The organism is Mycobacterium zoologicum (genome assembly GCF_020181635.2).
In the GTDB taxonomy this organism is placed as follows: Bacteria; Actinomycetota; Actinomycetes; order Mycobacteriales; family Mycobacteriaceae; genus Mycobacterium; species Mycobacterium zoologicum.
This window is the reverse complement of sequence record NZ_JAYJJS010000019.1, coordinates 21,350-46,912: the sequence shown is the minus strand read 5'-3', so window position 1 is coordinate 46,912 and position 25,563 is coordinate 21,350. Positions and strand designations below refer to the sequence as shown.

Genomic DNA, 25,563 nt, shown 5'->3' with positions numbered 1-25,563 from the left:
TCAGGTCCCCGTTCCGAACTTCACGCCGATGGTGGTCAGCACCACGTTCACGGCGAACAACGCGAGCACACACAAGACCACGGTCTCGTTGACGGCCGTACCGAGTCCCTTGGACCCGCCGCGAACCGTGAGCCCGCGGTAGCACCCGACCAGGCCTGCGATCAGTCCGAACACCATGGCCTTCACTGTGGAGATGACGACCTCGGGCAGCCCGGTCAGCAGGGTCAGGGTGGACAGATACGCGCCACCGGACACGTTCTGCAGGTAAACACCGAACAGGAAGCCACCGGCCAGACCGATCACGATCACCAGGGCGTTGAGCAGCAGGGCGACCACGGTCGCGGCGATCACCCGGGGAACCACCAGCCGATGGATCGGGTCGATGCCGAGCACCTCCATCGCGTCGATCTCCTCGCGGATGGTGCGGGCGCCCAGATCGGCGCAGATCGCGGTCGAGCCTGCGCCGGCCACCACCAGCACGGTGACCAGCGGCCCCAGCTGGGTGACGGCCGCGATACCCGCGCCGGCCCCGGAGACGTCGGCGGCGCCGAACTGCGCCAGCAGGATGTTCAAGGTGAAGACCAGCAACACGGTCAGCGGGATGGCGACCGCGATGGTCGGGATGATCGCGACGCTGGTGATGAACCAGCCCTGCTGGACAGTCTCACGCCACTGGAAGGGCGGCTGGAAAAGCGCGCGGGCGGTCAGCGCGCACATCCGGAAGAACCCGCCGACCATGACCAGCGGTGGTAACAGTCGATCACGAGCGAAGTCAGCCACGCGGGGTCGCGTTGGAGCCGTCACAACACTCCCCTCCTTGGAGACCACCGACGACGACGCATCTGGGAGTCGCGTCGCACCACGGCCTCCTCCTGTCCAGTTTCAGCGAGACCCGCGTCACCTTAGCGGCCCAACGTGCGTTCGGCGACCATCGGACCATACCTGATGACTCGGTGAGAGCGGCATCGAATGGTGCCACCAAACCGAGTTGCCTACCGGACAGTAACGTGTCGCCATCTCGGCGGACGCCGGGGCTCATCCGCCGTAGCGCGCCCTCAGCTCGGTCTTGAGCACCTTGCCTGCGGGATTGCGCGGCAGGGCGTCGACGATCTCCAGTGCTTTGGGGTGCTTGTAGCGCGCCAGCCGTTCGGTGAGGAAGTCCTCGAGGTCGGCCAGCGCCAGGCCGTCGCGGGTGAGCGCGGCCACGGCCACCGGCACTTCGCCCCACTGATCGTGCGGCCGGCCGATCACCGCGACCTCGGCGATGTCGGGGTGTGCGGCCAGTACGTTCTCCACCTCGGCGCAGTACACGTTCTCGCCGCCGGAGATGATCATGTCCTTCTTGCGGTCGACCACCCAGACGTAGCCCTCGACGTCCATCCGCACCAGATCACCGGAGTGGAACCAGCCGCCGGCGAACGCCTCCGCGGTGGCGTCGGGGTTGTTCCAGTAGCCACTCATCAATGTGGGTGCCCGGTAGACGATCTCGCCGACCTCGCCGACGCCCACGTCGTTCATGTTCTCGTCGACGACCCGGGCGGTGACGGTCGGGATGACGGTGCCCACCGATCCGAGTTTTCTGATCGCGTCCTCACCCCGCAATATGCAGGTGACCGGGGACATCTCGGTTTGGCCGAACGCCGCCAGGATCTGAGTGTTCGGGAAGACCTGGGCCATCTCCCGCAGCAGGGTGTCCGACGCCGGGGCCGCCCCCCAGGACATGGTCCGCAGCACGATGTCGCGCGGGTTGGCCTGCTGCTCGGCGCAGACCGCCTGCCACTGCGCCGGGACCAGGAAGATTCCGGTGACCTTCTCGGCGGCCAGCACGTCGAGCAGTTGCCCGGCGTCGAACGCGCCCAACGGATTGATCACCGTCGGGATGCCCAGCCACATGCCGGGCAGCAGGTTGCCCACTCCGGCGATGTGGAAGAACGGCACCCCGATGAACGCGACGTCATTGACTCCGGTGCCGGAGGTGTAGAGGCCGGTCATCAGCTGGCCGGTCAGGTTGATGTGGGTCAGCACCGCGCCCTTGGGCCGGCCGGTGGTCCCGGAGGTGTACATGATCAGCGCCGGCGACTCGTTGTCGATGTCCACCGCGGGGTGCGGTGCGCCGGCCTCGCTGATCAGGGTCTCGTAGGCGATCAGATCTTCGTCGCCGTCTTCCCCTGCCACCACAACCGTTTTCAGGATTGCCTGAACCTCGGTCAGCCCCCGCACCGCGGTGGCCACCGGCGCCAGCGCCGGCTCGGTGATCAGCACCCGGGCTTGGCAGTCGGTGATCAGGAACGCGATCTCCGGCGGGGTGAGCCGGAAGTTCACCGGCACCGCGATCGCGCCCAGCCGGTTGGCGGCCAGCACCGACTCGACGAACTCGGTGCGGTTGAGCATCAGGATCATCACCCGGTCGCCGCTGACCACCCCGCGGCGGCTCAGGGCGTCGGCCAGCGCGGCGACCCGGTCGTGCAACTGCGCCCAGGTGGTGGTCTGTCCGAGGAATCTCAGCGCCGGGGCGTCCGGTTGCATCAGCGCGTGCCGGTCGAGCTGATTGACCCAGTTCTGCCGGCGGGCGCGGTAGGGCTGCTCGGCGGGATCGGTTGGTGCGTGGATCAATTCGAGCCTCCGTTGCTGTCAGCTGCCGGCCAGCTCCTCGGCCCGGCGCTTGAGATTGTCCGCGAGGTAGTCCAGGACGTTGTTGAACGCCTTCTTGACCATCGGCTTGGGCATCGCCATCTCGGTTTCGACGTCCATGTCGACTGTCAGCAGCGTGGTGGCGCCGATCTCGACCACCGAGAACATCTGCTCCTGCTTGCTGAACAGGTCGCCCTGCTGCAGCACGGTCTGGATCTGGGTGTCGCTGGGGTAGTACACCGCCTGGATGAAGGTGCCGTCGAAACCGGAGTACGACGCGTCGAGACGCAGCTGACTGGGCCGGCCGTCGTCGTAGCGGGCCAGCACCCACAGTCCCTTGACCTCTTCGTTCCACTGCGGGTAGGCCTCGAAGTCGGCGACGATCCCCATGACCGTGGCCGCGTCGGCGGCCACTTCGACGGTCTTGCTCACGAGCGGCATCCGCCGAGCATAACCACCGGGCCGGCGGCCCCGGTCAGACCTGGGCGGTGGCCAGCAGGGCCCGGATGCCGTCGGGGATCGGCACCGGACGCCGGGTGGTGCGGTCGACGTAGACGTGCACCCAGTGCCCGAGCGCGGCCGGCGGTACGGCGGCTTCTCCGTCGGGGGCACGGAATACCGCCAGCCGGTAGGTGACGCTGCTGCGTCCCAGCCGGGTGACGGCCAGGCCGACCGCGAGCGGGTCGGGGAAGGCCAGCTCGCCCAGGAATCGACAGCCGGATTCGGCGACGACGCCCAGCTCGGGCATGGACACCGGGTCGACGTCTCGCGCGTTGGCGGCGATCCAGCCGTTGATCGCGGTGTCGAACAGCTGGTAGTACACCGCGTTGTTGAGGTGGCCGAACATGTCGTTGTCGGCCCAGCGGGTCAGCACGGGCCACTGCACCGGAAAGTCGCGGCTGGTCAACCCATCCGGTGCGGGCGGGACAGTCATGGTTGTATTCCAGCATGATCGCCATCCGCGGGGCTGTACTGGAGCGCATCGGTGCGCCGCGGCCGTATTCCGCCTCCCGGCCGCTGACGGTGACCGAGCTCGAGCTGGACCCGCCGGGTGCGGGTGAGCTACTGGTGCGGGTCGAGGCCGCCGGGGTCTGCCACTCCGATCTGTCGGTGGTCGACGGCAATCGGGTGCGGCCGGTGCCGATGCTGCTCGGCCACGAGGCCGCCGGGATCGTCGAAGCCGTCGGTTCCGGAGTCGATCTGCCGGTCGGGCAGCGGGTGGTGCTGACCTTCCTGCCGCGCTGCGGCTCCTGCGCCGCGTGCGACACCGACGGCGCCGCCCCGTGCGAACCCGGCAGCGCCGCCAACGGTGCGGGAACCCTGCTGGGCGGCGGGATGCGGCTGCGGCGGGCCGGGCAAAGCGTCTACCACCACCTCGGAGTCTCGGGTTTCGCCACCCACGCGGTAGTCAGCGCGGCCAGTGCGGTGCCGGTGCCCGACGACGTTCCTCCGGCGGTGGCCGCCCTGCTGGGCTGCGCGGTGCTGACCGGCGGCGGCGCGGTGCTCAACGTCGGAAAGCCCAGGGCCGGTGAGTCCGTCGCGGTTGTCGGGCTCGGCGGGGTGGGGATGGCCGCGGTGCTGACCGCACTGGCCCACGACGGCGTGCAGGTGATCGCGATTGACCGGCTGCCCGAAAAGCTCGCCGCCGCAACGGCTCTGGGCGCACAGCAGGTGATGACCCCGGCGCAGGCAGGCGAGTCGGGACTGCGGGCGCCGGTGGTGATCGAGGCGGCCGGCCATCCGGCCGCCCTGCAGACCGCGATCGAGTTGACCGCCCCGGGCGGGCGCACCATCACCGTCGGCCTGCCGCCGCCGGACGCCCGGATCAGCCTGTCGCCGCTGGATCTGGTCGCCCACGGCCGTTCGCTGATCGGCAGCTACCTGGGCTCGGCGGTACCGGCCCGCGACATCCCGCGATTCGTCGAGTTGTGGCGGGCGGGCCGGCTGCCGGTGCAGCAGCTGGTGTCGGCGACCGTGCCGCTGGAGCAGATCAACTCCGCGATGGATCAGCTCGCCGACGGGGTGGCCGTTCGCCAGCTCATCACGTTCGACGCGTAGTCAACGGATCTGCAGGCACTGGCCGCCGTCGACGACCAGTTCGGAGCCGGTGATGAACGACGCCGCGTCCGAGACCAGGAAGGCCACCGCGTCGGCGACCTCGCCGGGCCGCCCCAGCCGGCCGGTCATCGCCGTCGCGGCGAGGCGCTCCTGGGTGCGCTCGTCGAGCATCGGGGTGGCGATCGGCCCGGGGAACACCGCATTGACCCGGATACCGACGGGCCCGAGTTCGGCTGCGACGGTCTGCGTCAGCCCGCGCAGCGCCCACTTCGACGAACCGTAGGCGCTGTGCTGCGGGAAGGGCCGGATCGCTCCGGTGCTGCAGGTGTTGACGATCGCGGCGCCGTCGGCCGCCCGCAGCTGCTCCAGCGTCGCCTGGATCCCCAGGAACGCACCCAAACAGTTGACCCGCCAGGCCTTTTCGAATCCTTCGACCGTCTCGTCGACGATCGCGGCCCGGTGCAGGGTGCCGGCATTGTTGACCAGTGCGGTCAGCGACCCGAACCGCTGGACGGTCTCTGCCACCGCGGCGGCCCACCCGCTCGGGGAGGTCACGTCGAGTCCGACGGCCAGCACCTTGTCGTCGGCAGGCCCGGCTGGGATCAGCTCGGCGTGGTTGATATCGCAGGCGGCGACGGCGAATCCGTCGGCCCGCAGCCGTTGCACGATCGCGCGGCCCTGGCCGCCGGCGGCCCCGGTCACCAGCGCCACCTTGGACATCAGGGGGGCCATCAGGGACCCTTCCCCGACGCCTCGGCCAGATGCTCGGCCGCCCCGCGCCGCAACGCCTGGGATTCGGCGGCCAGCGTGAGCATCTGATAGCCCAGTCCGGCCAGATCGCGTCCCGCCGTGCCGGTTCCGGCATGTATGCCGGCAATCACCCCGGCCTGTATCGCTGCCCGCTGGATGCGGGCGAACGCCGCCCGCGCGTCGGGGTGCGTGGTGGCCGCCGACAGCGGCACGCCCATCGAGATCGCCAGATCGACGGGGCCCACGTACACGCCGGCCAGCCCGGGCACCGCGCAGATCCGCTCCACATCGGCCAGCGCCGAAGGGGTTTCGATCATCGCGAACACCTCCGCCCGGGATTCCAGTCCGGCCGGGTCGACGCCCAGGCGGGGACGCAACGGACCGAAGCTGCGAACCCCGGCCGGTGGGTAACGCGCCGCGGCCACCGCAGCCGCCGCCTGTTCGGCCGTCTCGATCAGCGCGATGATCACCGCGTCGGCGCCGGCGTCGAGCACCCGGCCGATGGGCGCCGGATCGGCGTTGGCCAGCCGCACCGCCGTGGCGATCGGCAGGTGTTCGGCGGCGCGCAGCATGCCGGCGATCGCCGCGTCGTCGAGGTAGCTGTGCTGGGCGTCGAAGCCGACGTAGTCGTAACCGGCCCGCGCGAATTCCTCCGGCCCCAGCACCGTCGGCCCGGTGATCCAGCCGCCCCAAAGGTTCGCCCGGCCCGCCAGTGCGGTCCGCAGTGCCGGCGTCATGCGACGATCGCGATCTTGGCCCGCCCGGGGGTGGGACGCGCGGCCAGTTCGAAGGCGGCCTGCACCTGGTCCGCGCCGAAGGTGTGGGTGACGTAGGCGCCCAACAGGTCTGGGTGCGCGGCCGCGAAATCACCGGCCCGCTGCAGCATCCGCCGGCGGTCGAGGGTCACACCGGAGATCAGCGTCAGGTTGTTGCGCAGCATGGTGCGCATGCTGATCGGGTAGCTGTCGTCGTCGGTGACCCCGAAGTAGAAGACGGTTCCGCCGGGGGCGACGGCTTCGATGGCGTGGCCCAGGGTGGCGACCTGGTGACCGACGGCCTCGATGACGATCTCCGGTGCGTCGGCGGCGTCCAGATGGTGGATCCACCGATCGCTGGTGGACCGCACCGCGGTGTCGATACCGAAGGCGGCGGTCATGTCCGCTCGGTCCACCGGGTCCACACCGGTGACCCGGCGGGCACCCGCCGCCTTGGCGACCGCACTGAACAGCAGCCCTATCGAACCCTGCCCGATCACCGCCACATGACGGCCGGCCAGATCCGGCAACTGCTCGACCGCGTAGAGCACGCACGCCAGTGGCTGCAGCCCGACCGCTTTGGCGGGCGCGAGCGCCGGGTCGTAGGCGAAGAGCCCGTCCCCGTCGCTGATCACCGTCTGCATCAGGCCGTCGAATTTCGAGGCCCAGCCGACGACGCGGTCACCGACGCGATGCGCGGTGTGCCTGCTGGCGATGACGTCGCCGACGATCTCGTGGATCGGGAAGCCGATCTTCTCGGCGGCACCGGCGCCGCTGTCACCGGGCAGCCGGCCCTGGGTGCCGCGGAACGCCGGCAGATCAGAGCCGCACACCCCGGCGGCGAGGAACCTCAGCAGTACCTGCCCGTCGTCGAGGTCGCTCTCGGTGAGATCGGCGACTTCGATCCGCTCGAACTCATACGGCGCGATCAACCGGTAGGCCCACACGGCTCAGACCTCCACCGGAATGTTGTTCCAGCCCCACTGGAAACTGGACGGCAACCGGGTCGCGTCGTCGGCGACGATCCGGTACTCCCCCACCCGGCGCAGCCATTCCTGCACCAGCACAGTGACTTCCAGGCGCGCCAGGTGGTAGCCGATGCAGAAGTGCTGACCGCGCCCGAAGGCCAAGGAGCGTTTGATCGGCCGGTCCCAGATGAAGGAGTCGGGGTCGGGGTACTGGCGTTCGTCGCGGCTGGCCGAGGCCAGCAGCGTGATGATGCGCTGTCCGGGCTCGATGGTGGTGCCGTGCAACGTGTATGGCTTGCGAGCGGTGCGTGCGAACCATTGCGCCGGTGCGCAGTAGCGGATCATCTCGTCGCAGGCCTGCGGCACCCGGGTGGCCGGGTCGGCGCGCACCGCGGCGAGCTGGTCGGGACGGCCGGCCAGTTCCCACAGCCCGTGCGCGACGATCTTGGGCACCGTCTCGGTACCGCCGATGAAGATGCACAGCAGCTGGGTGGCCGCCTCGACGTCGTCGAGCGCGCTGCCGTCGGGCAGCCGGTAGCGCAGCATCCCGTCGACGATCGAGAGTTCACCGTCGGCTGCGACACGCCTGCGTTGCACGGCGGGTACCAGGTAGTCCAGATAGTTGGGCCGCGCCGCCGCGGTGTCCACCCCGACGCCAGCTGCGGCGAGGCTGCCGGCGTTCACCGATGCCAGCACCTCGGGAGCGAATTCGATTGGTATACCGAGGAGTTCGCACACCACCTGCGCTACCACCACGCCACCGTAGTCACAGGTCAAATCGAAGCGGCCCTGCGGCAGCAGTTCGTCGAGCCGCCGGTTGGCCAACTCGCGGACCCGGTCGGTCCAGTCGCTGACCGACCGGGGCCGAAACGGCGGGGACTGCAGCCGGCGGATGTCGTCGTAGATCGGCTTGTCGAACACTGCGTGGAACGGCAGCGGGTGCAGCGGCGGGTCCGCCACCGGACCGGTGTTGTGCTGCGCCAGCACATTCGCCGCGGGCAGGGTGCCCTCCGAGGCCACGAAGGTGCCGTCGCTGACGGCCAGCACGTCCCAGATGTCGTCGAAACGCGACAGCGCGTACAGATCCCATTTCGGCACGTAGTACACCGGATGCTCGTCGCGCAGCACCCGGTAGTACGGCAGCGGGTCGGCCATCACCGCCGGGTCGAACGGGTCGTAGGTGAAATCGTGCTCCGCAACCGTTTTCACGCGGGTCCGCCCTGCAGCGGTGAGGGCGCCAGGGCCTCGAGGATGGAGTCCTCCCAGCCGTCGCGCAGGGCCGGCGCCACGCTCATCCAGGTCACGATCTCGGCCGGCGGTTGGTCCTTCCACGACGGGTAGTGCTGTTCGAAGCAGTCCCAGCCGCCGTCGAGTGCCCAGTAGTGGATCACCTCGTTGAAACGGAACGTGGTGGTGAAGGAGCCCAGCCAGCGTTTGCCGGTGCGCTCGGACCACGGCACATACAGCCGCTCCAGCTCCCGGATGTAGTCGTCCTGGCGGCCGGGTTTGGTCTGCATGATCTCCTGGATCACCACGGTGGCGTCGAAGCCGTCGGCGCGCAGCTGGGCCAGCGTCTTGTTGTGCGGGCCGGGGTACATGATGCGGCCCTCTCCCGATGCGCCGACGCCGGCGAGGTAGGCCTTCCATTCGGCGGCGGGGGTGGCGTGGCTGCCGGCGCGGGCATGGGCCCGACCGATCCGGGCGTAGTCGGCGAAGCTGTCGATCTCCCAGATGACGGTGACCTGCGGCCAGTGCCCGTTGTAGGCGGTGGTCTCCCACAGCGCGAACAGCCGGGCACCCAGTTCGGTCATCATCGGCTGGTAGATCCGCGTGAAGGCGGTGGTGAAGTCGTCGGCCTGCCCGCGGCCCAGGTCGATGGTTTCGTGCAGGTACAGCAGGGTATGGGCGTGGTATTTGCGCATCAGTCGACCGGCACCAGGTCGGAATCGGTTGGCAGGCTGTGCTTTTGGTCGCTGAGGAACAACTCCGGACCGACTACCCCGGCGTCGGTCTTGGCGGCCAGCAGGGCCTGCCGTTTGAAGGCCCGACCCGCCGCGGTGGGCAGATGCCGAACGTGGTTGAGCCGGTGGTCCATCGGCCAGCTGTGGCCCCAGACCACCACCTCGGTCAGGCTGTGCCGCAACGCGGCCTGCACCCGGTGGCTGATCCGGGCGTCGGTGACCACGGCGTCGGCGACGACGGCCAGGCACTGTCCGGCCGCGCCTTCCGGTGCGCACAGCCCGGCCTCCAGGTCCGCTGTGGTGACGCCGAGGATCTGCAGTGGCCGCAGATCCTGGGAGTCGGGTACCGCAACGGTCACGTCCCAGCCGGTGGCCACTCGGTGATACAGCCATCCGCCCGCCGCCGCGACCAGGCCGGCGACGTCGAGGGCGATGACGTTCAGGCGATAGCGCAGGTGGGGGTCCGGGAAGAGGTCGGGAACCTGCACGGCATTGGCGCTGTTCGGCATCTGGGAAATATTACATTTTCGGACTAGTTTGTAAAGGTACGTCGGGACGAGTGACGCGAGGGAGGTGACCCGAGTTGAGTCTGGTCGCAGGCCAGGGCCCGCTGTCGGAACACCGGGCCGGCCGGATCTACCCGGAGGTCACCGGAGACCTGGTCTATGTCGAACCGCATCCCCGCCGCGTGCAGGCGATCCGAGGCGACCGCACGGTTATCGACACCGAACGCGCACTGCTTGTGCATCGCACACATCAGCCGCTGTCCTACGCCTTTCCCGCCGGTGCCGTCGGCGACCTGCCGCACCAACCCGTGCCGGAGGCGCCCGGGTACGTCCAGGTGCCCTGGGACGCCGTGGACGGCTGGCTCGAAGAGGGCCGGCGGCTGGTGCACTACCCGCCCAACCCGTATCACCGCGTGGACTGCCGGCCCACCAAGCGCGCGCTGCGCGTCACGGTCGCCGGGGCGGACCTGGTGGACACCGACGACACGGTGATCGTGTTCGAGACGTCGCTGCCGGCGCGGCTCTACGTCGCCCCCGGCCACGTCCGCACCGACCTTTTGGCGCCGTCGACGACGTCGACCTACTGCAACTACAAGGGGTACGCCAGCTACTGGTCGGCGGTCGTCGGAGACACGGTGGTCACCGACGTCGCCTGGAGCTACCCGGAACCGCTGCCGGAGAGTTCGCCCATCGCAGGGTTTTTCAGCTTCGATCTGACCCGTGTCGAGGGGTTCGCCGAACTGCCCTAGATCCGGTTCTGCTCGGCGATCTTGTTGTCGCTGGTGCGCAGCGGGCGGATCAGCCCGTCCTGGGCGAAGGAGGCGAGCAGCTCACCCTGCTCGGTGTGCACGGTGCCCCGCACATAGGACATGCCGGCGCCCACCTGGGTGCTCTCATGGCCGTAGAGGATCCAGCCGTCCCAACGCACCGGCTCGTGGAAACTGACCATGACGGTCATCGGTGCGGTGGACACGGTCAGATGCGATTGGCTGGTGCCGATGCCGGCGTGGGCGCGCATCGTCGTCGAAATACCCAGGTGGCCGGTGAAATACGCGATCAGCGCCTTGGCGAGATCGTCGCGGCTGGGAATCGGGTCGTAGCGCAGCCAGGCGTAGAGCTCCGGCGGCCCCACCTCGTCGGGGCTGTTGACGTCCACGACGTCGACCAGGCGCACATCGCGTCCGGTCATCGGCATCTCGCAGTGGTTGGACTCCGCCGGCGAGGCGACGTCCGCCCGCGGCAGGTGATGGGTGATGACGTCGTCGGACGGGACGTCGGCGAGCACCGTGATCGTCGCGCAGCGCCGCCCGTTCTGCAGCACCGCGATGACCGCGGTGGCCGTCGAGCGCCCTTCGTTGACCACGTCGACGGTGTATTCCGCGGGCGGACCCACCATCACCGCGCGGGCGAACACGGCGTGTACCGAGCGGATCGACTTGTCCGCGAAGCGTTTTGCCGCACCCACGATGGCCTGCGCCAGCAGCTGCGTGCCTTCGACCACCTGGCGCTCGTCGTCGCCGGCAAGGCCGGTCTGCCCGATGAACCGGTCGGGGCCGTCCGGGGTTACCTCGAACAGATCGAGCAGGCCGCTGACCGACCACGGTGTGGCCGGGGAGATCTCAGTGGGTTGAACCATTCGGCGAGCGTGACATTTCGGACATGTTTTGTAAAGTAGGCCTGGTCGCGCGCGCGACGGACACAGGAGGGCGACCGTGTTGAGCATCGCCGAGGCAAGTTCGCATCCGGCGCCGCTGGCCGGCGGATTCTGCTTCGGGGAGGGCCCGCGCTGGTTCGAGGGCCTGCTGTGGTTCTCCGACATGCTCGGCGAGGCGGTGCACAGCGTCACCCTCAACGGCTCGATGACCACCGTCGCACTGCCCGGGCACACCCCGAGCGGCCTGGGATTCGCCTCGGACGGTTCGCTGCTGATCGCCTCCGCCGAAGACCGCCGGCTGCTGCGCTACGACGGCGAGGCGGTGACCACCGTGGCCGATCTGCGCGACCGCGTCCCGGCCGCCCTCGGCGACATGGTCGTCGACGACGCCGGTCGCTGCTATGTCGGCTCGCAGGCCTACACCGGCGGGGTGATCGTGCGGATCGATCCGGACGGCGGCATCCACACCGTCGCCGCCGATCTCGACTTCCCCAACGGCATGGTGATCACCCCCGACGGCGCCACACTGATCGTCGCCGAGTCGATCGGCCGGCGCCTGTCCGCATTCACCATCGGCGGCGACGGCGCGCTGAGTGATCGCCGGGTCTTCGCCGACGGTCTGGACGGTCCGCCGGACGGCATCACCCTGGATGCGGCCGGCGGGGTCTGGACCTCGATGACGCTGGCCCACCAGTTCGAGCGGATCACCGAGGGCGGGGAGGTCACCGACCGCATCGACGTCGGCGACCGGGCCGCGATCGCCTGCACGCTGGGCGGGCCCGCACGCCGCACACTGTTCCTGTTGTCCAGCACCGACGCCTACCCCAAACGGCTGATCGGGACCCGCGACTCCCGGTTGGACACGGTGACCGTGGCGATTCCCGGCGCCGGGCGGCCCTGAAGGGAGACTTCGTGACCGACTCCTACTACGAACTGGTGGATGCCGCCGATCCGCACGGCGAACGTTTCGCCGCCACCGACCTGGCCCGCGGCACCTGGTCGGCGAAGATCCAGCACGCCGCACCGGTTTCGGCGCTGCTGGTGCGGGCGCTGGAACGCACACACGCCCGCCCCGACACCCGGCTGAGCCGCGTCGCGGTCGACCTGCTGGGGCCGGTCCCGGTCGAGGGCCCGCTGTGGGTCCGATCCCAGATCGAACGCACCGGCCGGCAGATCGAACTTGTCGGCGCCGAACTGCTGGCGCCGGGCCCCGACGAGGCGCCCCGACCGGTCGCCCGTGCTACCGGCTGGCGGCTGCAGACCCTGGAGACCGGCGCCATCGAGCACGCCTCGGCGCCGCCGCTGCGCCCGGTCGGCGAGGCCCGCGCCATGAACATGCGGCAGAACTGGGACCGCAACTACGTGCACAGCGTGGACTGGCGGTGGTTGACCACACCGCTGGCGCCCGGCGACGGCGAAGCCTGGATCATGCCGGTGGCCCACCTGGTGGCCGGTGAGTCGATGACGCCGCTGCAGCGGCTGTTCGCGGTCGCCGACGACGCCAACGGTGTCGGCACCAAGCTCGACATCACCAAGTGGACGTTCCTCAACACCGACCTGGTGGTGCACCTGCACCGGATTCCCGACGGCGAGTGGATCGGGATCCGCGCCCAGACCAACTACGGCCCGGACGGCATCGGGGCCACCATCGGTACGCTGTTCGACGAGCGCGGCGCGGTGGCGGCCATCCAGCAGTCGGTGCTGGTGCGCCGACGGGAGCCGAAATGACCGAAAGCGTGGACGAACTCGACAACTCGACCCGGCAGCGGATTCTCGCGGCCACCGCCGAGGTGCTCGGCCGCAACGGCATGACCAAGCTCAGCCTGTCCGAGGTCGCCTCCCAGGCCGGGGTGTCGCGGCCGACGCTGTATCGGTGGTTTCCGTCGAAAGAGGAGCTCATCACGGCGTTCTCCCGCTACGAGCGGCACACCTTCGACAGCGGCCTGAGCCGCGCCACCGAGGGGCTGAAAGGTGCCGAAAAGCTGGATGCCGCATTGCGTTTCATTGTCGACTACCAGCATTCGTCGACCGGTGTGCGGATGATCGACATTGAGCCCAAGCACGTGCTGACCGACTTCGCCCGGATCATCGCCCCGATGCGTGAGGGGCTGCAGCGGATGCTGTCCGGGCCCGACGCCGCGGTGAAGGCCGCCGCCGCGATCCGGATCGCCATCTCGCACTACATCATCCGCAGCGACGACTCGGATCAGTTCCTGGCCCAGCTACGCCAGGCCGTCGGCATCAAACACCGCTGAGCGGCGGGTCGTCGCCATCGGCTCAGCCGAACAGCACGGCCGCGTTGAGATACCCGGTCGGATCGAAAGCCGCCTTGACCACCCGCATCGCCGCGATATCGCCCGGCCCGCGTGACATCGACAGGTAGGCCCGTTTGCGACTGCCCACCCCGTGCTCCGAGCTGACGTTGCCGCCGCAGTCGGCGATCAGCTCCATCATCGCCGCGTACAGCCCCGGTTCGGCGTCCGCGGGGCACCGCAGCACGTTGAGGTGCAGGTTGCCCTCGCCGATGTGGCCGAACAGCACCGGCAGCGCATCGGGCGCGTGCCGGCCCACCAGCACGGTGGCCGCGGCGGCGAACCGGGCCACCGTCGCCAGTGGCAGCGCCACGTCGAACTTCAGCGGCGGGCCGAACGCCCCGAGCACCTCGGCCACCGCCTCGCGCACCCGCCACAGCCGGCCGCTGGTGGCACCGTCTACCCCGACCGCCGGCTCGGTACACCCCGCCACCTGCTCCAGTCGCTCGGCGAGGCGATCGGTCTGGTCGGTGTCACCGGTCAGCTCGACCAGCAGCAGCCAGTCGCCGGCCACCGGGGCGGGCACCCCGAGCCGCTCGCCGGTCAGCGCCGTCACCCGGGCGTCGATCAGCTCCAGGGCCGCGACGCCGTCCAGGTCGCGGAAGACCCTGGCCGCAGCCACCAGCGCGTCCAGGTCGGCGAACCCGCAGACCGCCGTGGCCCGATGCGCCGGGGCGGGCCGCAGCCGCAGATCCACGCCGGTGATCACCCCCAGGGTGCCCTCGGCGCCGACGAACAGCGCCGGCAGGTCGTAGCCGGTGTTGTCGGCGCGCACCGCGGAGTGCCGGTGCAGCAGCGTGCCGTCCGGCAACGCGACCTCGAGACCGAGGATCTGTTCGCCCATGTTGCCGTAGTGCACGGTGTGCAGGCCGCCGGCGTTCGTCGAGGCCATGCCGCCGACGGTGGCGGTGTCGCGGGCGGTCAGGTCCACCCCGAACACCAGGCCGGCCGCGGCCGCCGCCTGCTGCACCACCGCCAGGGTGGCACCCGCCCCGGCGCTCACCCGGCGCTCTGTCGTGTCGACGGCGCCGACGGTGTTGAGCCGCTCGGTGGACAGCAGCACGTCGTCGTATTCGGGTACCGTGCCGGCCACCAGCGAGGTCCGGCCACCCTGCACGGTGACGTGCGCCCCGGCGTCCCGGCAGAGCCGCAGCACCGCGGCCACCTCATCGGCCGATCCGGGCCGCACCAGCGCGGTGGCCCGGCCCGAATACCGCCCGGTGTGGTCGACGCTGCGCCCGGCCAACACGTCGGGATCGTCGGTGATCTGGCCGGCCCCCACCACCTGCGCCAGGCCGGCGAGCAGGCTGGCGATCGTGGACCCGGTCACGCAGTCGGTTTATCACATGACGCGCTACCTTTTGATCATGGCCACCCGCGAAGACGTCACCTTCCCCTCCGGCGCCGACCGCGTCAGCGCCTGGCTGTACCGGCCCGAGGAGGTGGGTCCGCGCGGCGCACCGCTGCTGGTGATGGCGCACGGTCTGGGCGCGGTACGCACCATGCGCCTGGACGCCTACGCCGAGCGGTTCGCCGCCGCCGGCTACGCCTGCCTGGTGTTCGACTACCGAAACTTCGGGGACAGCGGGGGCGCCCCGCGCCAGCTGCTGGATGTGAACATGCAGTTGGCGGACTGGGCCGCCGCGGTCGATTTCGCGCACACCCTCGCCGGTGTGGACCCGGCCCGCATCGGCTTGTGGGGCACCTCGTTCGGCGGCGGACACGTGATCGCCACCGCGGCGAGGCTGCCGGTGGCCGCGGTGGTGGCGCAGTGCCCCTTCACCGACGGGATCGCCTCGGCGCGGACCATCCCGCCGCTGACCACCGCGAAGATCAGCCTGCTTGCGGCGCGCGACATGTTGGCGGCGCGGCTGGGCAATCCGCCGGTACTGGTGGCCACCGCCGGGCGTCCCGGTGAGGTCGCGTTGATGAGCACGCCCGACTCCTACCCGGGCTACCTGAAGCTGGTGCCGCAGGGCGAGACCCTGCGCAACGAGGTCGCCGCCCGGATCGGGATGAAGATCCTCACCTACCGTCCGGGCCGCCAAGCCGCCAAGGTCACCTGCCCGATCCTGTTCTGCGTCTGCGACACCGACTCGGTCGCCCCGGCCGGGCCGACGCTGCGTTACGCCGCGCAGGCGCCGCGCGGCACGGTCAAGCGCTACCCGGAGGGCCACTTCGACATCTACGTCGGCGACGCGTTCGAACGGGTCATCGCCGATCAGCTGGAGTTCTTGGACGCCAACCTCAAGGCCGATTAGCGCCCCAGCGGGGACTCCACCCGGATCTTCTCGTCGCGGATCAGCCCGCGCAGCAGTGCGGTGCTGAACTCCGCGGCGATCTCCTGGGCGCTGCGTCGGCCGCTGGGCCGCAACCAGCGGTAGGCACCCATCGTCATACCGATGTAGCCGAGCGCCAGCACATGCGAATCGCATTGGTAGAACTCGCCGTTGGCGATACCGCGGTCGATCAGGCCGTGCACGTGCTCGTAGACCTGGGTCTCCTTCTCCCGGACTTCGGCGACCTGTTCGTCGGTGAACCATTCGGTGATGTAGGGCTGCTCCTGCCAGTACACCGCGGCGCCCTCCGGGTTCTCGGCGATCTGGTCGAGCAGGCGCACGGTGTACTGGTAGAGCGCCTCGCGGGCGGTCCAGGACGGGTCATCATGCACGGCGGCCAGCGTCCGTTCGGCGGCCTGCTGGTAGATGTCGTAGAGGATCAGCGACTTGCTGGCGTAATAGTGGTAGACGGTCGCCTTGTTCAGCCCGACCACATCGGCGACGTCGTCCATCCGGGTGCCGTGGTAACCGCGGGCGGCGAACAGCTTCGTGGCGACCGCGAGCAGTTCCTCGCGGCGGGAGGGCCCCTGGGACGAGCCCTTATCGTTTGCCATGTACGCCCGCTCTTTCGCTGGCCGGTCTCACCGGCGAGTCAATCAACTGGTTGGAAGGATTCTAGGCAGTCTCGCATCCCCGGTGTTGACGAGCCGACTAAACTGGCAGCAGCCAAGTTGAGGGGTTGATCGAAATGGGTCCTGGTTACGGTTACGATCCGAATCCGGATTACGAGATGAGCGACGAAGCGGAGTTCTTCTTCAAATACCTGACGTGGGGTCTGCGCGGCGTCGACGGCGGTGGCGGCTATCCCCCACAGAACTACCCGCCGATCTAGACCCAACCCGCGCCACGAGCAGCCCCCGGTCCCCTCGGATCGGGGGCTTTTGCTGCTGTGACTTATCGTGGCCAAGTGACCTCCCAGCCGGAACTGTCCCCGGAATTGTCCGGGGCCTGGAATTTTCGTGACGTCTCCGACATCGTCGACGCCGTGGGCCCGGGCCGCCTTTTCCGGTCCAGCGAACTGAGCCGCCTCGACGATGCGGGCCGCGAGCAACTGCTGCGGATCGGCGTGACCGACGTCGCCGACCTGCGCTCACCCCGCGAGGTGACCCGGCGCGGTCCCGGCCAGGTGCCGGCCGGCGTCGACATCCACCTGCTGCCGTTCCCGGACCTGGCCGCCGACCAGGCACCGGGCAGTGACGCGCCGCATGAGGACGCCTTCCGCAGGATGATGGAGGAGAAGCCCGACGAGGATTCGGCCGCCGACGTGGCCGCTCGCTACATGCTCGACGAGTACGCCCGATTCCCCACCCTGCCCGGTTCCCGTCGGGCGGTGCACCGGGTGGTCTCGCTGTTGGCAGCGGGGCGGCCGGTGCTGGCGCACTGCTTCGCCGGCAAGGACCGCACCGGGTTCGTCGTCGCGTCGGTCCTGCGGGCCGCCGGAGCGGACCGGGACGCGGTGCTGGCCGACTATCTGCGGTCCAACATCGCGGTCCCGATCCTGCGCGAACACATCCTGGAGATGATCCGCCAGCGCGCCGAGGTCGAGATCACCCCGGAGGTGCTGACCTTCACCGAGGCCCGGCTGTCCGACTCGGTGCTCGGTGTGCGGGCCGAGTATCTCGACGCCGCCCACCACGCAATCGACGAGCACTTCGGCTCGTTCGAGGAGTTCCTGCACGCCTGCGGCGTGACCGACGCCGACCGGGACGGACTGCGCGACGCGCTGCTCAGCTAGACGTCCCCGGCGCGGAGCTCACTGCAGCGAGAAGCTGGCCGACTTGGCCGCCGACAGATCGGCGATCGTTGCCCACTGCGCCGCGACGTCGTCGACCGACGGCGGGTTGTCGAAGGTGGCGCCGGGGTTCTCGAACAGCGCCGCCCGCTGCACCTTGCCACCGCCGGCGATGAACACCGACCCGGTCTCGGGCACCTCTTCGGTGCACAGGTAGGCCACCACCGGCGCGACGTACTCCGGCTTGAGCTTGGCCAGCACCTCCGGCGGCAGGATGTCCTCGGTCATCCGGGTGGCGGCGATCGGGGCGATCGCGTTGGCCTTGATGTTGTACTTGGCGCCCTCGATTGCCAGCGTGTTGATCATGCCGACCAGGCCCAGCTTGGCCGCGCCATAGTTGGCCTGCCCGAAGTTGCCGAACAGGCCGCTGGTGGAGGTGGCCACCACGACCCGGCCGTAGCTCTGCTCGCGGAAGTGCGGCCAGGCGGCGCGCACCACGTTGTACCCGCCGTAGAGGTGGACCTGCAGCACGGCGTTCCAGTTCTCGAAGGTCATCTTGTGGAAGGTGCCGTCGCGCAGGATGCCGGCGTTGCTGACCACGCCGTCGACCTTGCCGAACTCATCGATAGCGGTCTTGATGATGTTGGCGGCGCCGTCGGGGTCGGCGACGCTGTCGTAGTTGGCGACGGCCCGGCCGCCGGCCTCCTTGATCTCGGCGACCACGTGGTCGGCCATGTTGTGTCCGGCTCCAGTGCCGTCGCGCGCGCCGCCCAGGTCGTTGACCACCACACAGGCGCCCTCGCGGGCCAGGGTCAGGGCGTAATCACGGCCCAATCCCCCACCGGCTCCGGTGACGACTACAACACGATCCTGCACTCCGGGCATGAGGTTCCTTTCGCGGTGGGCTTGCTCCTCGCCAGGCTAGAGCACCCGGCGCGCCGACTTCCACGGGTGGGGTCAGCCGCGCACCGCCGTGACGAACTCCGAGAACGCGTCCTCGTCGTCCGTCATCGAGACGTCGACCCAGCGGTTCAGCCGGCGCATCTCGGCGGTGGAGGGCTGCGAGGTGGCCTGCCACCCGTGCTCGTCGAGCCATCCCCGCACCGGCGCGCGGTCGTCGTCTTGGTAGATCAGATCCTGGATGTCCAGGCTTTGCGTCATGCCGACCATCTCCGTGATCTTCTTGAACCGTTCCGCCATCTGCTGGCGCCGCTCATCGGAGCCGTGCTTGCCCGCGGTCTCCGCCGCGATCCGGCTCCCCGGAGCACTGAGCGCGGTGATCTGGTCGAACAGCCGGTCCTGACCCTCGGCGGGAAGGTACATCAACAGTCCTTCGGCCAACCATGCCGTCGGGACCGCGGGATCGAAGCCGGCGGCGGTCAAGGCGGCCGGCCAGTCCTGCCGAAGGTCGATGGCCACCGTGCGGCGCTCGGCCACCGGCGTCACGCCATTGGTCGCCAGGGTCTGCTCCTTGTAGGCCAACACCTTCGGCTGGTCAATCTCATAGACGGTGGTGCCGGCCGGCCAGTCCAACCGGTAGGCGCGGGAGTCCAGGCCAGAGGCCAGGATCACCACCTGTCGAATCCCGGCGTCGGTGGCGTCTGCGAAAAAGGCGTCGAAGAAATGCGTCCGGACCGCCTGATAGTTGCGCATGTGGTGATAGACCCCGGCGATCTCGGCATCGATGGCGGCCACCTTGTCCACCAGGGTCTCGTCGAGCAGCATCTCCCACACACCGGTTCCGGCCCCGGCGACCAGCATCTGGGCGTAGGGGTCACGGATCAGCGGATCGGCGCTGGTGGTCTCGGACGCGCGGGCGGCGGCCACCATCACCGCCGTCGAGCCGACGCTGGTGGCGATGTCCCAGGTGTCGTCGTGGGTGCGCAGAGAGCTCATCGGTTACCTCACTTGGTTGACGCTGATACCGAGCGCCATGTTACCGAAAAAACTTAGCTGCGCTATTCAACGACCAGAGGGCTGGGCTGCCGCAGCGCCCAGAGCTGGTTCGACAACAGCAGGTGCACGTGGGCGATCACCGCCGCGGACTCTTGGTAGTCACCGACGAACGCCACGTAGAACCCCACTCCCCACAGCACCGCCAGCAGCAGCTCGGAAAGCGCGGCGACGTCGACGTGGGTCATCAGCTCGCCGCGCTCGATGGCGGCGTTCAGCACCCCGGACAGGAAGTCGCGGGTGACCACCGAGGTTCCTTCAACGAGGTCCCGCAATTCGGGGTGCCGCTCGGCGTCGAGCACCGCGGTGACGACGAACGCGGCCACGGTGCGGTCGTCCTGTTCGAGTTGGGCCACGGCCAACACGAACGTCGACAGCTGATCGACCAGGTCGGTCCGCGTCAACGCCTCGTTTACGGCCTGCGCGACCAGCGCCTCGGCATCCTCCAGCACCGCCCGGTAGAGCAACTGCTTGTTGGCAAAGTAGTGGTTGACCGCCGGCCGGGTCAGAGCTGCCCGGCTGGCGACGGACTGAAACGTGGTGGCACCGTAACCCAACTCGCTGAACGCACTGCGAGCAGCGGCAATAATGCGCCCGCGAGTCACACCCGAGCGCACACCGCGGGGCCGCCCCGGCCCGTGATTGGCCGAAGCCGCTAACGAACGAATCACGCAGCAAATGTTGACAGCTAATCCTGGGCCGATCCTGGGTCGCCGGTTAACTTCGCGTTACGAGAATTAACTTTCGTGTCGCCCCGGTGGCTACGCGACGGGACCCGGCAAACTAAAGTCGACTTATGGGCGCGGTTCTCTCACGGCAAGCGTACTTCGAGACAGGTCTCGAAATACTGTCTGAGCTGGGCTACGGCGGCCTCAAGTTGGCACAGGTGTGCAACCGGCTCGGCGTGACGACCGGGTCGTTCTACCACTACTTCACCAGCTGGCCGGTCTACACCCGGGAGCTGGTTCAGCACTGGCTGAACGAGCGCACCCTGGTCCACGTGCAGTTCGTGCGGGCCATACCCGATCCCCGGGAACGCCTCGACAGCTTGATCCAGATCGGCCTGGCGCTGCCGCACGGTGCCGAGGCGGCAATCCGGTGCTGGAGTTCCGCGGACCCGGCCGTGCACGCCGTGCAGGCCGAGGTGGACCGGCAGCGCTTCGACATCCTTTACGAGTCGGCGCTGGAGGTGCTGGGCCAGGAGCGCCAGGCGGAGTTGTTCGCCGATTGGGCGATGTATCTGCTGGTCGGCTACGAACAGGTGCTGCTGCCGCCGGACAGCGTCGCGTTCACCTGGATCGCCGGCCAGCTCCTCGACGCGCTGGACTCCGGCCGGTTCGCCGCCGCCCCAGACGCGGACGAGACAGCCGCCAGCTCGTCGGTCACAGCACGCTGATCCGCTGTACCGGCAGCCGCGGCCCGCGTCGAGGTAGCACCGCCAACCCGCTCTCGAACAGCAGTCGCACCACCCGGTGCCGGTGCGGTCGCATCGGCTCCAGCAGTTCGACCATGGTGTCGTCGTCGATCGGGTGGCCCAGCAGCGTCCAGCCGATCATCTTCGCCAGGTGGTAATCACCGACGGCGAGGGCGTCCGCGTCACCGAACGCACGCTGCGCCGTCTCGGCCGCGGTCCACACCCCCACTCCGGGCAGCGTCGTCAGCGCCGCACGGGCTTCGGCGGCCGGCCGGTCGACCAGACGTTCCAATGTTGTGGCTCGCTGTGCGCAGCCGATCACGGTGCGGGCGCGCCCGCCGTCGACGTTGGCCCGGTGGAACTTCCACGACGGAATCGTCCGCCACACCTCCGCGGGCGGTGGAACCCGCATGCGCGACGGGGCCGGGCCGGGCGCCGGGGTGCCGAATTCGCCGACCAGGCGCCGCCAGGCGGCGAACGCGTCGGCACCGGGCACCCGCTGTTCGAGGATCGCCGGGATCAGTGCTTCGAGCACCCGGTGGGTGCGGCCGAGCCGAAGGTGTGGCAGCCGTCGGTGCGCGGCGACCACCGTCGGCTCACTGGGCGCGAAGTCGGATGCGTCGTCGTCGGCGCCGAGCAGCCCCGCAGCGCCGTCGAGGAACTCCTGCGCCCCGGCACCCCAGGCCTCGCAGTCCACCGCGTCGCGTGCCGCCCGGGTGATACGGGCGGTCACCGGCCCGCCGGGCATCAGGCTGGTACGCCAGATCGCGCCGTCGTCGCCGACCTGCAGGCACGGGTCACCGGGGCCGCGGCGCAGCGGGGCCAGCGTCAGCTCCGGACTGGCCGGGCCGTCGAAGATGACGGTGCGGCGAAGCGAATCGGTGATGCCGCGATCATAGAGTTCACCGCGTCGGCGTTGACCGGTTCGGCCCCGGCACGACACCATGAGGGGATGGCCACCCCTTTCGACGATCCGCAGGCAGAACTGGCCTGGATGTTCCTGCAGGGCCTCTGCGGCGATGACGACCTGGACGACGTCTTCACGCTGGTCAGCGACGACTTCACCTACTGGAGCATCTTGACCGGCCAGGAAATCGACATCGCCGGGCTACGCCGCCAGACCGAGGAGCGCCGGCATGGCCTGCGAGTCAATCTGGACTTGCTGCGCTGCATCAACGAGCACGAGACCGTGGTGATCGAGGCACAGGGCGAGTGCCTGACCAGCGAGGGTTCCAGCTACCAAAGCCCGCTGGTGTTCATCGTCGACACCAGCGACGGCCGGATCACCTCGGTGCGCGAGTACACCGATACCCGCTTCGCCGGCGAGGTGCTCGGGCTTTAGCCATTCAGGCGTCGACGCTGATGTCAGCCTTGTCCGGGTAGAAGGCGACGTGCCCGGCGATCTCAGTCACCGCGGGGAACGGCTGCTCGTAGGTCCAGATCGCATCGGCGACGACCTGGCCGGCCGTGGTGGTCACCGTGTAGTAGACCGCATCGCCCTTGAACGGGCAGTAGCTGGTGGTCGCCGTGCGGGCCAACAGGTTGGTATTGACATCGTTTATCGGAATGTACTGCACCGCAGCGTGATTCGCTTCCTGAAGGGTGAGTGCAGCATCGGTGTCGGCGATGACTTCACCGCCGATCCGCACCGTGACATGTCGCCCGGTCGGGGTCACAGTGATCGGGTAGTCGGCGGTCGGGGTGAGAATCTGTCGTTCGCTCAAGCTGCGGTACCTCGCTTCCTGGCGTCGCGCATCTTGACCCAGAACCGGGCCGCCTCCCGAATCGACTCCTCGACCGGGCGGGGCTGCCAGCCCAGTTCGCGCACCGCCTTGCTCGCGTCGACCGGGGCCTCGGCGCGCATCATCCGCACCGAGGCCAGGCTCAGCTCGGCATCCTTGCCCGACAGCCGCGCCCGCAGGCTGCCCAGCGCACCGAGGGCGTAGAGCATCGGCACCGAGATCGTCCGGGCAGGCACCGGCATCCCGGCCTCCTCTGCGGCGATCCGGACGACGTCCTTGAGCGCAATCATCCGTTCCGAGATCAGGTAGCGCTGTCCGTTCCGTCCGCGCTCGGCTGCCAGGATCAGCGCCCGGGCGGCGTCGTCGACCCCGACCACCTCCAGTTCGATGCCGTCCATCAGGAACGGCAGTTTGCCGAAGGCCGCGCCGGCGATGAAGGCGCCGTGCGGGGTGCGGCCCCAGTCGCCGTCGCCATAGGTGGTCGACACGCACATGGCGACCGCGGGCAGCCCGTCCTCGGCGGCGGCGCGCAGCACCAGCTGTTCGGCCTGCACCCTGGACCGCACGTAGGCGCTCAGTCCGCGCGGGCTGATCACGTCGTCCTCGGTGGCGACGTGGCCGTGCCGGCGGCCGACGGTGGCGTAGCTGCTGGTGAACACGAACCGGTGCAGGCCGGCGTCTTTGGCGACGCCGAGCACGTTGCTCAGGCCTTCGACGTTGGTGCGGAACAGCGGGCTGGGATCCCGCAACCATGCGCGGGTGTCCACCACGCAGTAGTAGACGTCATCGCAGCCGGCCATCGCCTCGGCCAGCACGGCCGAGTCGAACACGTCGCCGTGGAATCGGGTCACGTCCAGGTCGTCGATACTGATGGTGTTGGCGCTGGGTCGCACCATCACCCGGACGTCATGGCCGGCGTCAACGAGCGCTCGGGTGACCCGCGAGCCCAGGAATCCGTTGGCGCCGATGACCAGTTTGGGTTTGGCCATCACGCGTTGCCGCCGAACTGCTTCATCCAGGCGGCCGCCTCATCATCGAGGGTGCCGCACTCCTGGGCTTTCTTGCACCACTTCATGGTCGCGGCCACGAACCGCAGCGGGTTGTAGATGTCCTCCTGGCGGCACCAAAATCCGTCGCCGGCGTAGGTGACGATCGAGATGTTGGTGGCGCTGATGATCGTGCCGTCGCCCGGGTCGCGCATCGGGTTGTCCAGTTCGCAGATGATCCGCCCGCTGTCCTCGTCGATCACCGACCACAGGGCCGGGAACTCGGTCATGTGGCTGCCCGGGAACGTCGACATGGTCCGCTGGATCCAGGGGCGCACCTCGTCGCGGCCGTGCATGGTGCCCATCGCGTGCTCGATGTAGTCGACGTCGGGGGTGTAGTGGCTCACCCAGGCATCCCAGTCCTTGCTGGCCGCGGCTTGGGCGACGGTCTGCTCGAAGGTCTCGAAGGCGGCCGCGAGCTCCGCGCGGCTGAACTTGGGCGTCATGCCAAGCACTAGAACACGTTCTAACGGTGTTGTCGAGGGGCCGGGATCTGAATCTGAGTTTATATTCAGATCCGGTGTTACGGTGACCGGCGTGACGACCAGTTGTGCAGTGGCGGTGACCCGCGAATTCGTGTCGCTCACTTCGGCATCGGCGGATGTGAACCCGGCTGGGTATCACCCCGCGCAGGGGCTGTACTGGACCCCGGCCGGTGTCCGGCCGAAGGTGGCGGTGATCGCCAGCCACTACAACGTGGACTTTGCCGAGCATTATCTGGCGCCGCTGATGGCGCAACGCGGCTACGGGTTTCTGGGCTGGAACACCCGCTACCGCAGCGGCGAGTCGGTGTTCCTGCTCGAACACGCGCTGTTGGACATCGCAGCCGGGGTGGCCTGGCTGCGCGAGCAGGCAGGTGTCGAGGTGGTCGTGCTGCTGGGCAACTCCGGCGGCGGATCGCTGATGGCCGCCTACCAGTCCCAGGCGATAGACCCGCACATCACCGCCGTCGGGGGCGGCCCGGTGCCCGATGCGGTCAATGCGCTGCCGCCCGGTGATCTGTACGTGTCGACTCAGGCGCACGCCGGGCGCCCGGAGGTGCTGACCGCATGGATCGACCCGTCGGTGACCGACGAAACCGATCCGCTGTCCTGCGACCCCACGTTGGACATGTACGCCGAGCAGAACGCCCCGCCCTACACCCCGGAGTTCGTCGCCCGCTACCGCCAGGCCCAGCGCGACCGCAACGACCGGATCACCACCTGGGCGCAGTCGGAACTGAAGCGCCTGAAGGCCGGCGGCACCTACGACCGGTCCTTTTCGGTGCATCGGGTGTGGGCCGACCCGCGCTACCTCGACCCCTCGCTGGACCCGTCGGACCGCCCGTTGAACCAGTGCTACCTGGGAGACCCGCGCCGCGCCAACCGCGCGCCGTACAACATCGCCGCGCACTGCACGCTGCGCACCTGGCTGTCCATGTGGAGCCTTCAGACGTCGTTCTGCCAGGGCGCCCCGCACCTGGGCCGAATCACGTTGCCGTCGTTGGTGATTCAGGGAACCGCGGACACCGGCGTCTTCCCCAGCGACGCCCACCACATCTACGATTCGCTGGCCGGCACCGACAAGACGCTGCACTTCATCGCCGGCGACCACTACCTGCAGCACCCGGGCGACAGCCGCACCGTCTGCGCCGACCTGGTGGCGTCCTGGATCGCCGAACGCACCTGATGGCGACGCTCGAGGCTGCCGCGATCCGGGTCTGCCCGCCGGCCCATTGACGAACCGCGGGCAGCCGCGGATAA

The 25,563-nt window shown here is 69.1% G+C and carries 31 protein-coding genes; 11 read left to right on the top strand and 20 right to left on the bottom strand.

From position 1 onward, the window contains the following. The 4 genes from K6T84_RS15800 to K6T84_RS15785 all read right to left on the bottom strand — a co-directional run bounded on the left by K6T84_RS15800 (position 1) and on the right by K6T84_RS15785 (position 3,565). Positions 1-738: an MlaE family ABC transporter permease gene (locus K6T84_RS15800; protein WP_224865618.1), complete on the bottom strand. Its 738-nt coding sequence runs from the start codon at positions 736-738 to the stop codon at positions 1-3. Positions 739-1,035: 297 nt separating this feature from the next. After that, positions 1,036-2,613: a fatty-acid--CoA ligase FadD5 gene (fadD5, locus tag K6T84_RS15795; protein WP_224863981.1), complete on the bottom strand. Its 1,578-nt coding sequence runs from the start codon at positions 2,611-2,613 to the stop codon at positions 1,036-1,038. Positions 2,614-2,631: 18 nt separating this feature from the next. Next, a complete protein-coding gene (locus K6T84_RS15790; RefSeq protein ID WP_224863980.1) occupies positions 2,632-3,072 on the bottom strand; it encodes an SRPBCC family protein in 441 nt (146 codons plus the stop codon). 34 nt (positions 3,073-3,106) lie between these two features. Continuing rightward, positions 3,107-3,565: an acyl-CoA thioesterase gene (locus tag K6T84_RS15785; protein ID WP_224863979.1), complete on the bottom strand. Its 459-nt coding sequence runs from the start codon at positions 3,563-3,565 to the stop codon at positions 3,107-3,109. Between the two features lie 14 nt (positions 3,566-3,579). On the opposite strand from K6T84_RS15785, the gene K6T84_RS15780 reads away from it, so the two are divergent. Beyond that, positions 3,580-4,689, top strand: a complete 1,110-nt coding sequence (locus K6T84_RS15780; protein ID WP_224863978.1) for an alcohol dehydrogenase catalytic domain-containing protein — start codon at positions 3,580-3,582, stop codon at positions 4,687-4,689. Here K6T84_RS15780 and K6T84_RS15775 read toward each other — a convergent pair whose 3' ends face one another. From K6T84_RS15775 to K6T84_RS15750, 6 genes are read right to left on the bottom strand one after another with little or no spacing between them, the layout of a single operon-like run. Then, the gene (locus tag K6T84_RS15775; RefSeq protein WP_224865617.1) at positions 4,690-5,409 is read right to left on the bottom strand and encodes an SDR family NAD(P)-dependent oxidoreductase; all 720 of its coding nucleotides are present in this window, start codon (positions 5,407-5,409) and stop codon (positions 4,690-4,692) included. An 11-nt stretch (positions 5,410-5,420) separates the two neighbouring features. Further along, entirely contained in the window at positions 5,421-6,176 is a 756-nt protein-coding gene (locus K6T84_RS15770) for an HpcH/HpaI aldolase family protein (RefSeq protein ID WP_224863977.1), read from the bottom strand. Then, positions 6,173-7,141 carry a zinc-binding dehydrogenase gene (locus K6T84_RS15765; RefSeq protein WP_225401084.1) on the bottom strand — a complete coding sequence of 323 codons (969 nt, stop codon included), beginning with the start codon at positions 7,139-7,141 and terminating at the stop codon, positions 6,173-6,175. The genes K6T84_RS15770 and K6T84_RS15765 overlap by 4 nt, the downstream gene beginning before the upstream one ends. Positions 7,142-7,144: 3 nt before the next feature. Beyond that, the gene (locus K6T84_RS15760) at positions 7,145-8,317 is read right to left on the bottom strand and encodes a cytochrome P450 (protein ID WP_224865616.1); all 1,173 of its coding nucleotides are present in this window, start codon (positions 8,315-8,317) and stop codon (positions 7,145-7,147) included. A 50-nt stretch (positions 8,318-8,367) separates the two neighbouring features. Continuing rightward, on the bottom strand, positions 8,368-9,084 hold the full coding sequence (locus K6T84_RS15755) for an NIPSNAP family protein (RefSeq protein ID WP_225401083.1): 717 nt from the start codon (positions 9,082-9,084) through the stop codon (positions 8,368-8,370). After that, positions 9,084-9,632, bottom strand: a complete 549-nt coding sequence (locus tag K6T84_RS15750; protein ID WP_224863974.1) for a hypothetical protein — start codon at positions 9,630-9,632, stop codon at positions 9,084-9,086. The genes K6T84_RS15755 and K6T84_RS15750 overlap by 1 nt, the downstream gene beginning before the upstream one ends. A gap of 74 nt (positions 9,633-9,706) precedes the next feature. Here K6T84_RS15750 and K6T84_RS15745 point away from each other — a divergent pair, with 74 nt between their 5' ends. Continuing rightward, positions 9,707-10,378: a DUF427 domain-containing protein gene (locus tag K6T84_RS15745; RefSeq protein ID WP_224863973.1), complete on the top strand. Its 672-nt coding sequence runs from the start codon at positions 9,707-9,709 to the stop codon at positions 10,376-10,378. Here the strand turns inward: K6T84_RS15745 and K6T84_RS15740 are convergent. Further along, complete coding sequence (locus K6T84_RS15740; protein ID WP_224863972.1) at positions 10,375-11,265, bottom strand: acyl-CoA thioesterase; 891 nt, start codon at positions 11,263-11,265, stop codon at positions 10,375-10,377. The genes K6T84_RS15745 and K6T84_RS15740 overlap by 4 nt on opposite strands. An 85-nt stretch (positions 11,266-11,350) precedes the next feature. Here K6T84_RS15740 and K6T84_RS15735 point away from each other — a divergent pair, with 85 nt between their 5' ends. The 3 genes from K6T84_RS15735 to K6T84_RS15725 are packed head-to-tail and all read left to right on the top strand — an operon-like array spanning position 11,351 to position 13,538. Beyond that, positions 11,351-12,184 carry an SMP-30/gluconolactonase/LRE family protein gene (locus K6T84_RS15735; protein ID WP_224865615.1) on the top strand — a complete coding sequence of 278 codons (834 nt, stop codon included), beginning with the start codon at positions 11,351-11,353 and terminating at the stop codon, positions 12,182-12,184. A gap of 11 nt (positions 12,185-12,195) precedes the next feature. After that, positions 12,196-13,011 carry a thioesterase family protein gene (locus tag K6T84_RS15730; RefSeq protein ID WP_225401082.1) on the top strand — a complete coding sequence of 272 codons (816 nt, stop codon included), beginning with the start codon at positions 12,196-12,198 and terminating at the stop codon, positions 13,009-13,011. Continuing rightward, positions 13,008-13,538 (top strand): TetR/AcrR family transcriptional regulator, encoded by a 531-nt coding sequence (locus K6T84_RS15725; RefSeq protein ID WP_224863970.1) that lies wholly within the window; start codon positions 13,008-13,010, stop codon positions 13,536-13,538. Before K6T84_RS15730 ends, K6T84_RS15725 begins: the two co-directional genes overlap by 4 nt. A 22-nt stretch (positions 13,539-13,560) precedes the next feature. Here the strand turns inward: K6T84_RS15725 and K6T84_RS15720 are convergent, their stop codons facing one another. Further along, positions 13,561-14,901 (bottom strand): FAD-binding oxidoreductase, encoded by a 1,341-nt coding sequence (locus tag K6T84_RS15720; protein WP_225402091.1) that lies wholly within the window; start codon positions 14,899-14,901, stop codon positions 13,561-13,563. Between the two features lie 61 nt (positions 14,902-14,962). On the opposite strand from K6T84_RS15720, the gene K6T84_RS15715 reads away from it, so the two are divergent. Next, positions 14,963-15,856, top strand: coding sequence for an alpha/beta hydrolase (locus K6T84_RS15715; RefSeq protein ID WP_225401081.1), 894 nt, complete (start codon positions 14,963-14,965; stop codon positions 15,854-15,856). On the opposite strand, the gene K6T84_RS15710 is transcribed toward K6T84_RS15715, so the two are convergent. After that, complete coding sequence (locus tag K6T84_RS15710) at positions 15,853-16,488, bottom strand: TetR/AcrR family transcriptional regulator (protein WP_225401080.1); 636 nt, start codon at positions 16,486-16,488, stop codon at positions 15,853-15,855. The genes K6T84_RS15715 and K6T84_RS15710 overlap by 4 nt on opposite strands. Positions 16,489-16,622: 134 nt before the next feature. Between K6T84_RS15710 and K6T84_RS15705 the strand changes: the two genes are divergently transcribed. Then, positions 16,623-16,766, top strand: a complete 144-nt coding sequence (locus K6T84_RS15705) for a hypothetical protein (RefSeq protein WP_224863966.1) — start codon at positions 16,623-16,625, stop codon at positions 16,764-16,766. Positions 16,767-16,841: 75 nt separating this feature from the next. Next, a complete protein-coding gene (locus K6T84_RS15700) occupies positions 16,842-17,669 on the top strand; it encodes a tyrosine-protein phosphatase (protein ID WP_224863965.1) in 828 nt (275 codons plus the stop codon). Positions 17,670-17,687: 18 nt separating this feature from the next. Here the strand turns inward: K6T84_RS15700 and K6T84_RS15695 are convergent, their stop codons facing one another. The 3 genes from K6T84_RS15695 to K6T84_RS15685 form a co-directional block, all read right to left on the bottom strand. Beyond that, positions 17,688-18,551 carry an SDR family oxidoreductase gene (locus tag K6T84_RS15695; RefSeq protein WP_224863964.1) on the bottom strand — a complete coding sequence of 288 codons (864 nt, stop codon included), beginning with the start codon at positions 18,549-18,551 and terminating at the stop codon, positions 17,688-17,690. 72 nt (positions 18,552-18,623) lie between these two features. Further along, positions 18,624-19,562 (bottom strand): class I SAM-dependent methyltransferase, encoded by a 939-nt coding sequence (locus K6T84_RS15690; protein ID WP_225401079.1) that lies wholly within the window; start codon positions 19,560-19,562, stop codon positions 18,624-18,626. A gap of 62 nt (positions 19,563-19,624) precedes the next feature. Then, positions 19,625-20,290: a TetR/AcrR family transcriptional regulator gene (locus tag K6T84_RS15685; RefSeq protein ID WP_225401078.1), complete on the bottom strand. Its 666-nt coding sequence runs from the start codon at positions 20,288-20,290 to the stop codon at positions 19,625-19,627. 125 nt (positions 20,291-20,415) lie between these two features. On the opposite strand from K6T84_RS15685, the gene K6T84_RS15680 reads away from it, so the two are divergent. Next, positions 20,416-21,015 (top strand): TetR/AcrR family transcriptional regulator, encoded by a 600-nt coding sequence (locus K6T84_RS15680; protein ID WP_224863961.1) that lies wholly within the window; start codon positions 20,416-20,418, stop codon positions 21,013-21,015. Here the strand turns inward: K6T84_RS15680 and K6T84_RS15675 are convergent. Then, the gene (locus K6T84_RS15675) at positions 21,002-21,979 is read right to left on the bottom strand and encodes a DNA-3-methyladenine glycosylase family protein (protein WP_225401077.1); all 978 of its coding nucleotides are present in this window, start codon (positions 21,977-21,979) and stop codon (positions 21,002-21,004) included. The genes K6T84_RS15680 and K6T84_RS15675 overlap by 14 nt on opposite strands. A 6-nt stretch (positions 21,980-21,985) precedes the next feature. On the opposite strand from K6T84_RS15675, the gene K6T84_RS15670 reads away from it, so the two are divergent. Next, complete coding sequence (locus tag K6T84_RS15670) at positions 21,986-22,375, top strand: nuclear transport factor 2 family protein (protein ID WP_225401076.1); 390 nt, start codon at positions 21,986-21,988, stop codon at positions 22,373-22,375. 4 nt (positions 22,376-22,379) lie between these two features. On the opposite strand, the gene K6T84_RS15665 is transcribed toward K6T84_RS15670, so the two are convergent. From K6T84_RS15665 to K6T84_RS15655, 3 genes are read right to left on the bottom strand one after another with little or no spacing between them, the layout of a single operon-like run. Continuing rightward, on the bottom strand, positions 22,380-22,757 hold the full coding sequence (locus K6T84_RS15665) for a DUF427 domain-containing protein (RefSeq protein WP_225401075.1): 378 nt from the start codon (positions 22,755-22,757) through the stop codon (positions 22,380-22,382). Then, complete coding sequence (locus K6T84_RS15660; protein WP_225401074.1) at positions 22,754-23,767, bottom strand: NAD-dependent epimerase/dehydratase family protein; 1,014 nt, start codon at positions 23,765-23,767, stop codon at positions 22,754-22,756. Before K6T84_RS15660 ends, K6T84_RS15665 begins: the two co-directional genes overlap by 4 nt. Beyond that, positions 23,764-24,267, bottom strand: coding sequence for a nuclear transport factor 2 family protein (locus tag K6T84_RS15655; RefSeq protein WP_225401073.1), 504 nt, complete (start codon positions 24,265-24,267; stop codon positions 23,764-23,766). Before K6T84_RS15655 ends, K6T84_RS15660 begins: the two co-directional genes overlap by 4 nt. 82 nt (positions 24,268-24,349) lie before the next feature. Between K6T84_RS15655 and K6T84_RS15650 the strand changes: the two genes are divergently transcribed. Continuing rightward, the gene (locus K6T84_RS15650; protein WP_408066125.1) at positions 24,350-25,489 is read left to right on the top strand and encodes an alpha/beta hydrolase; all 1,140 of its coding nucleotides are present in this window, start codon (positions 24,350-24,352) and stop codon (positions 25,487-25,489) included. Positions 25,490-25,563 lie beyond the last annotated feature (74 nt).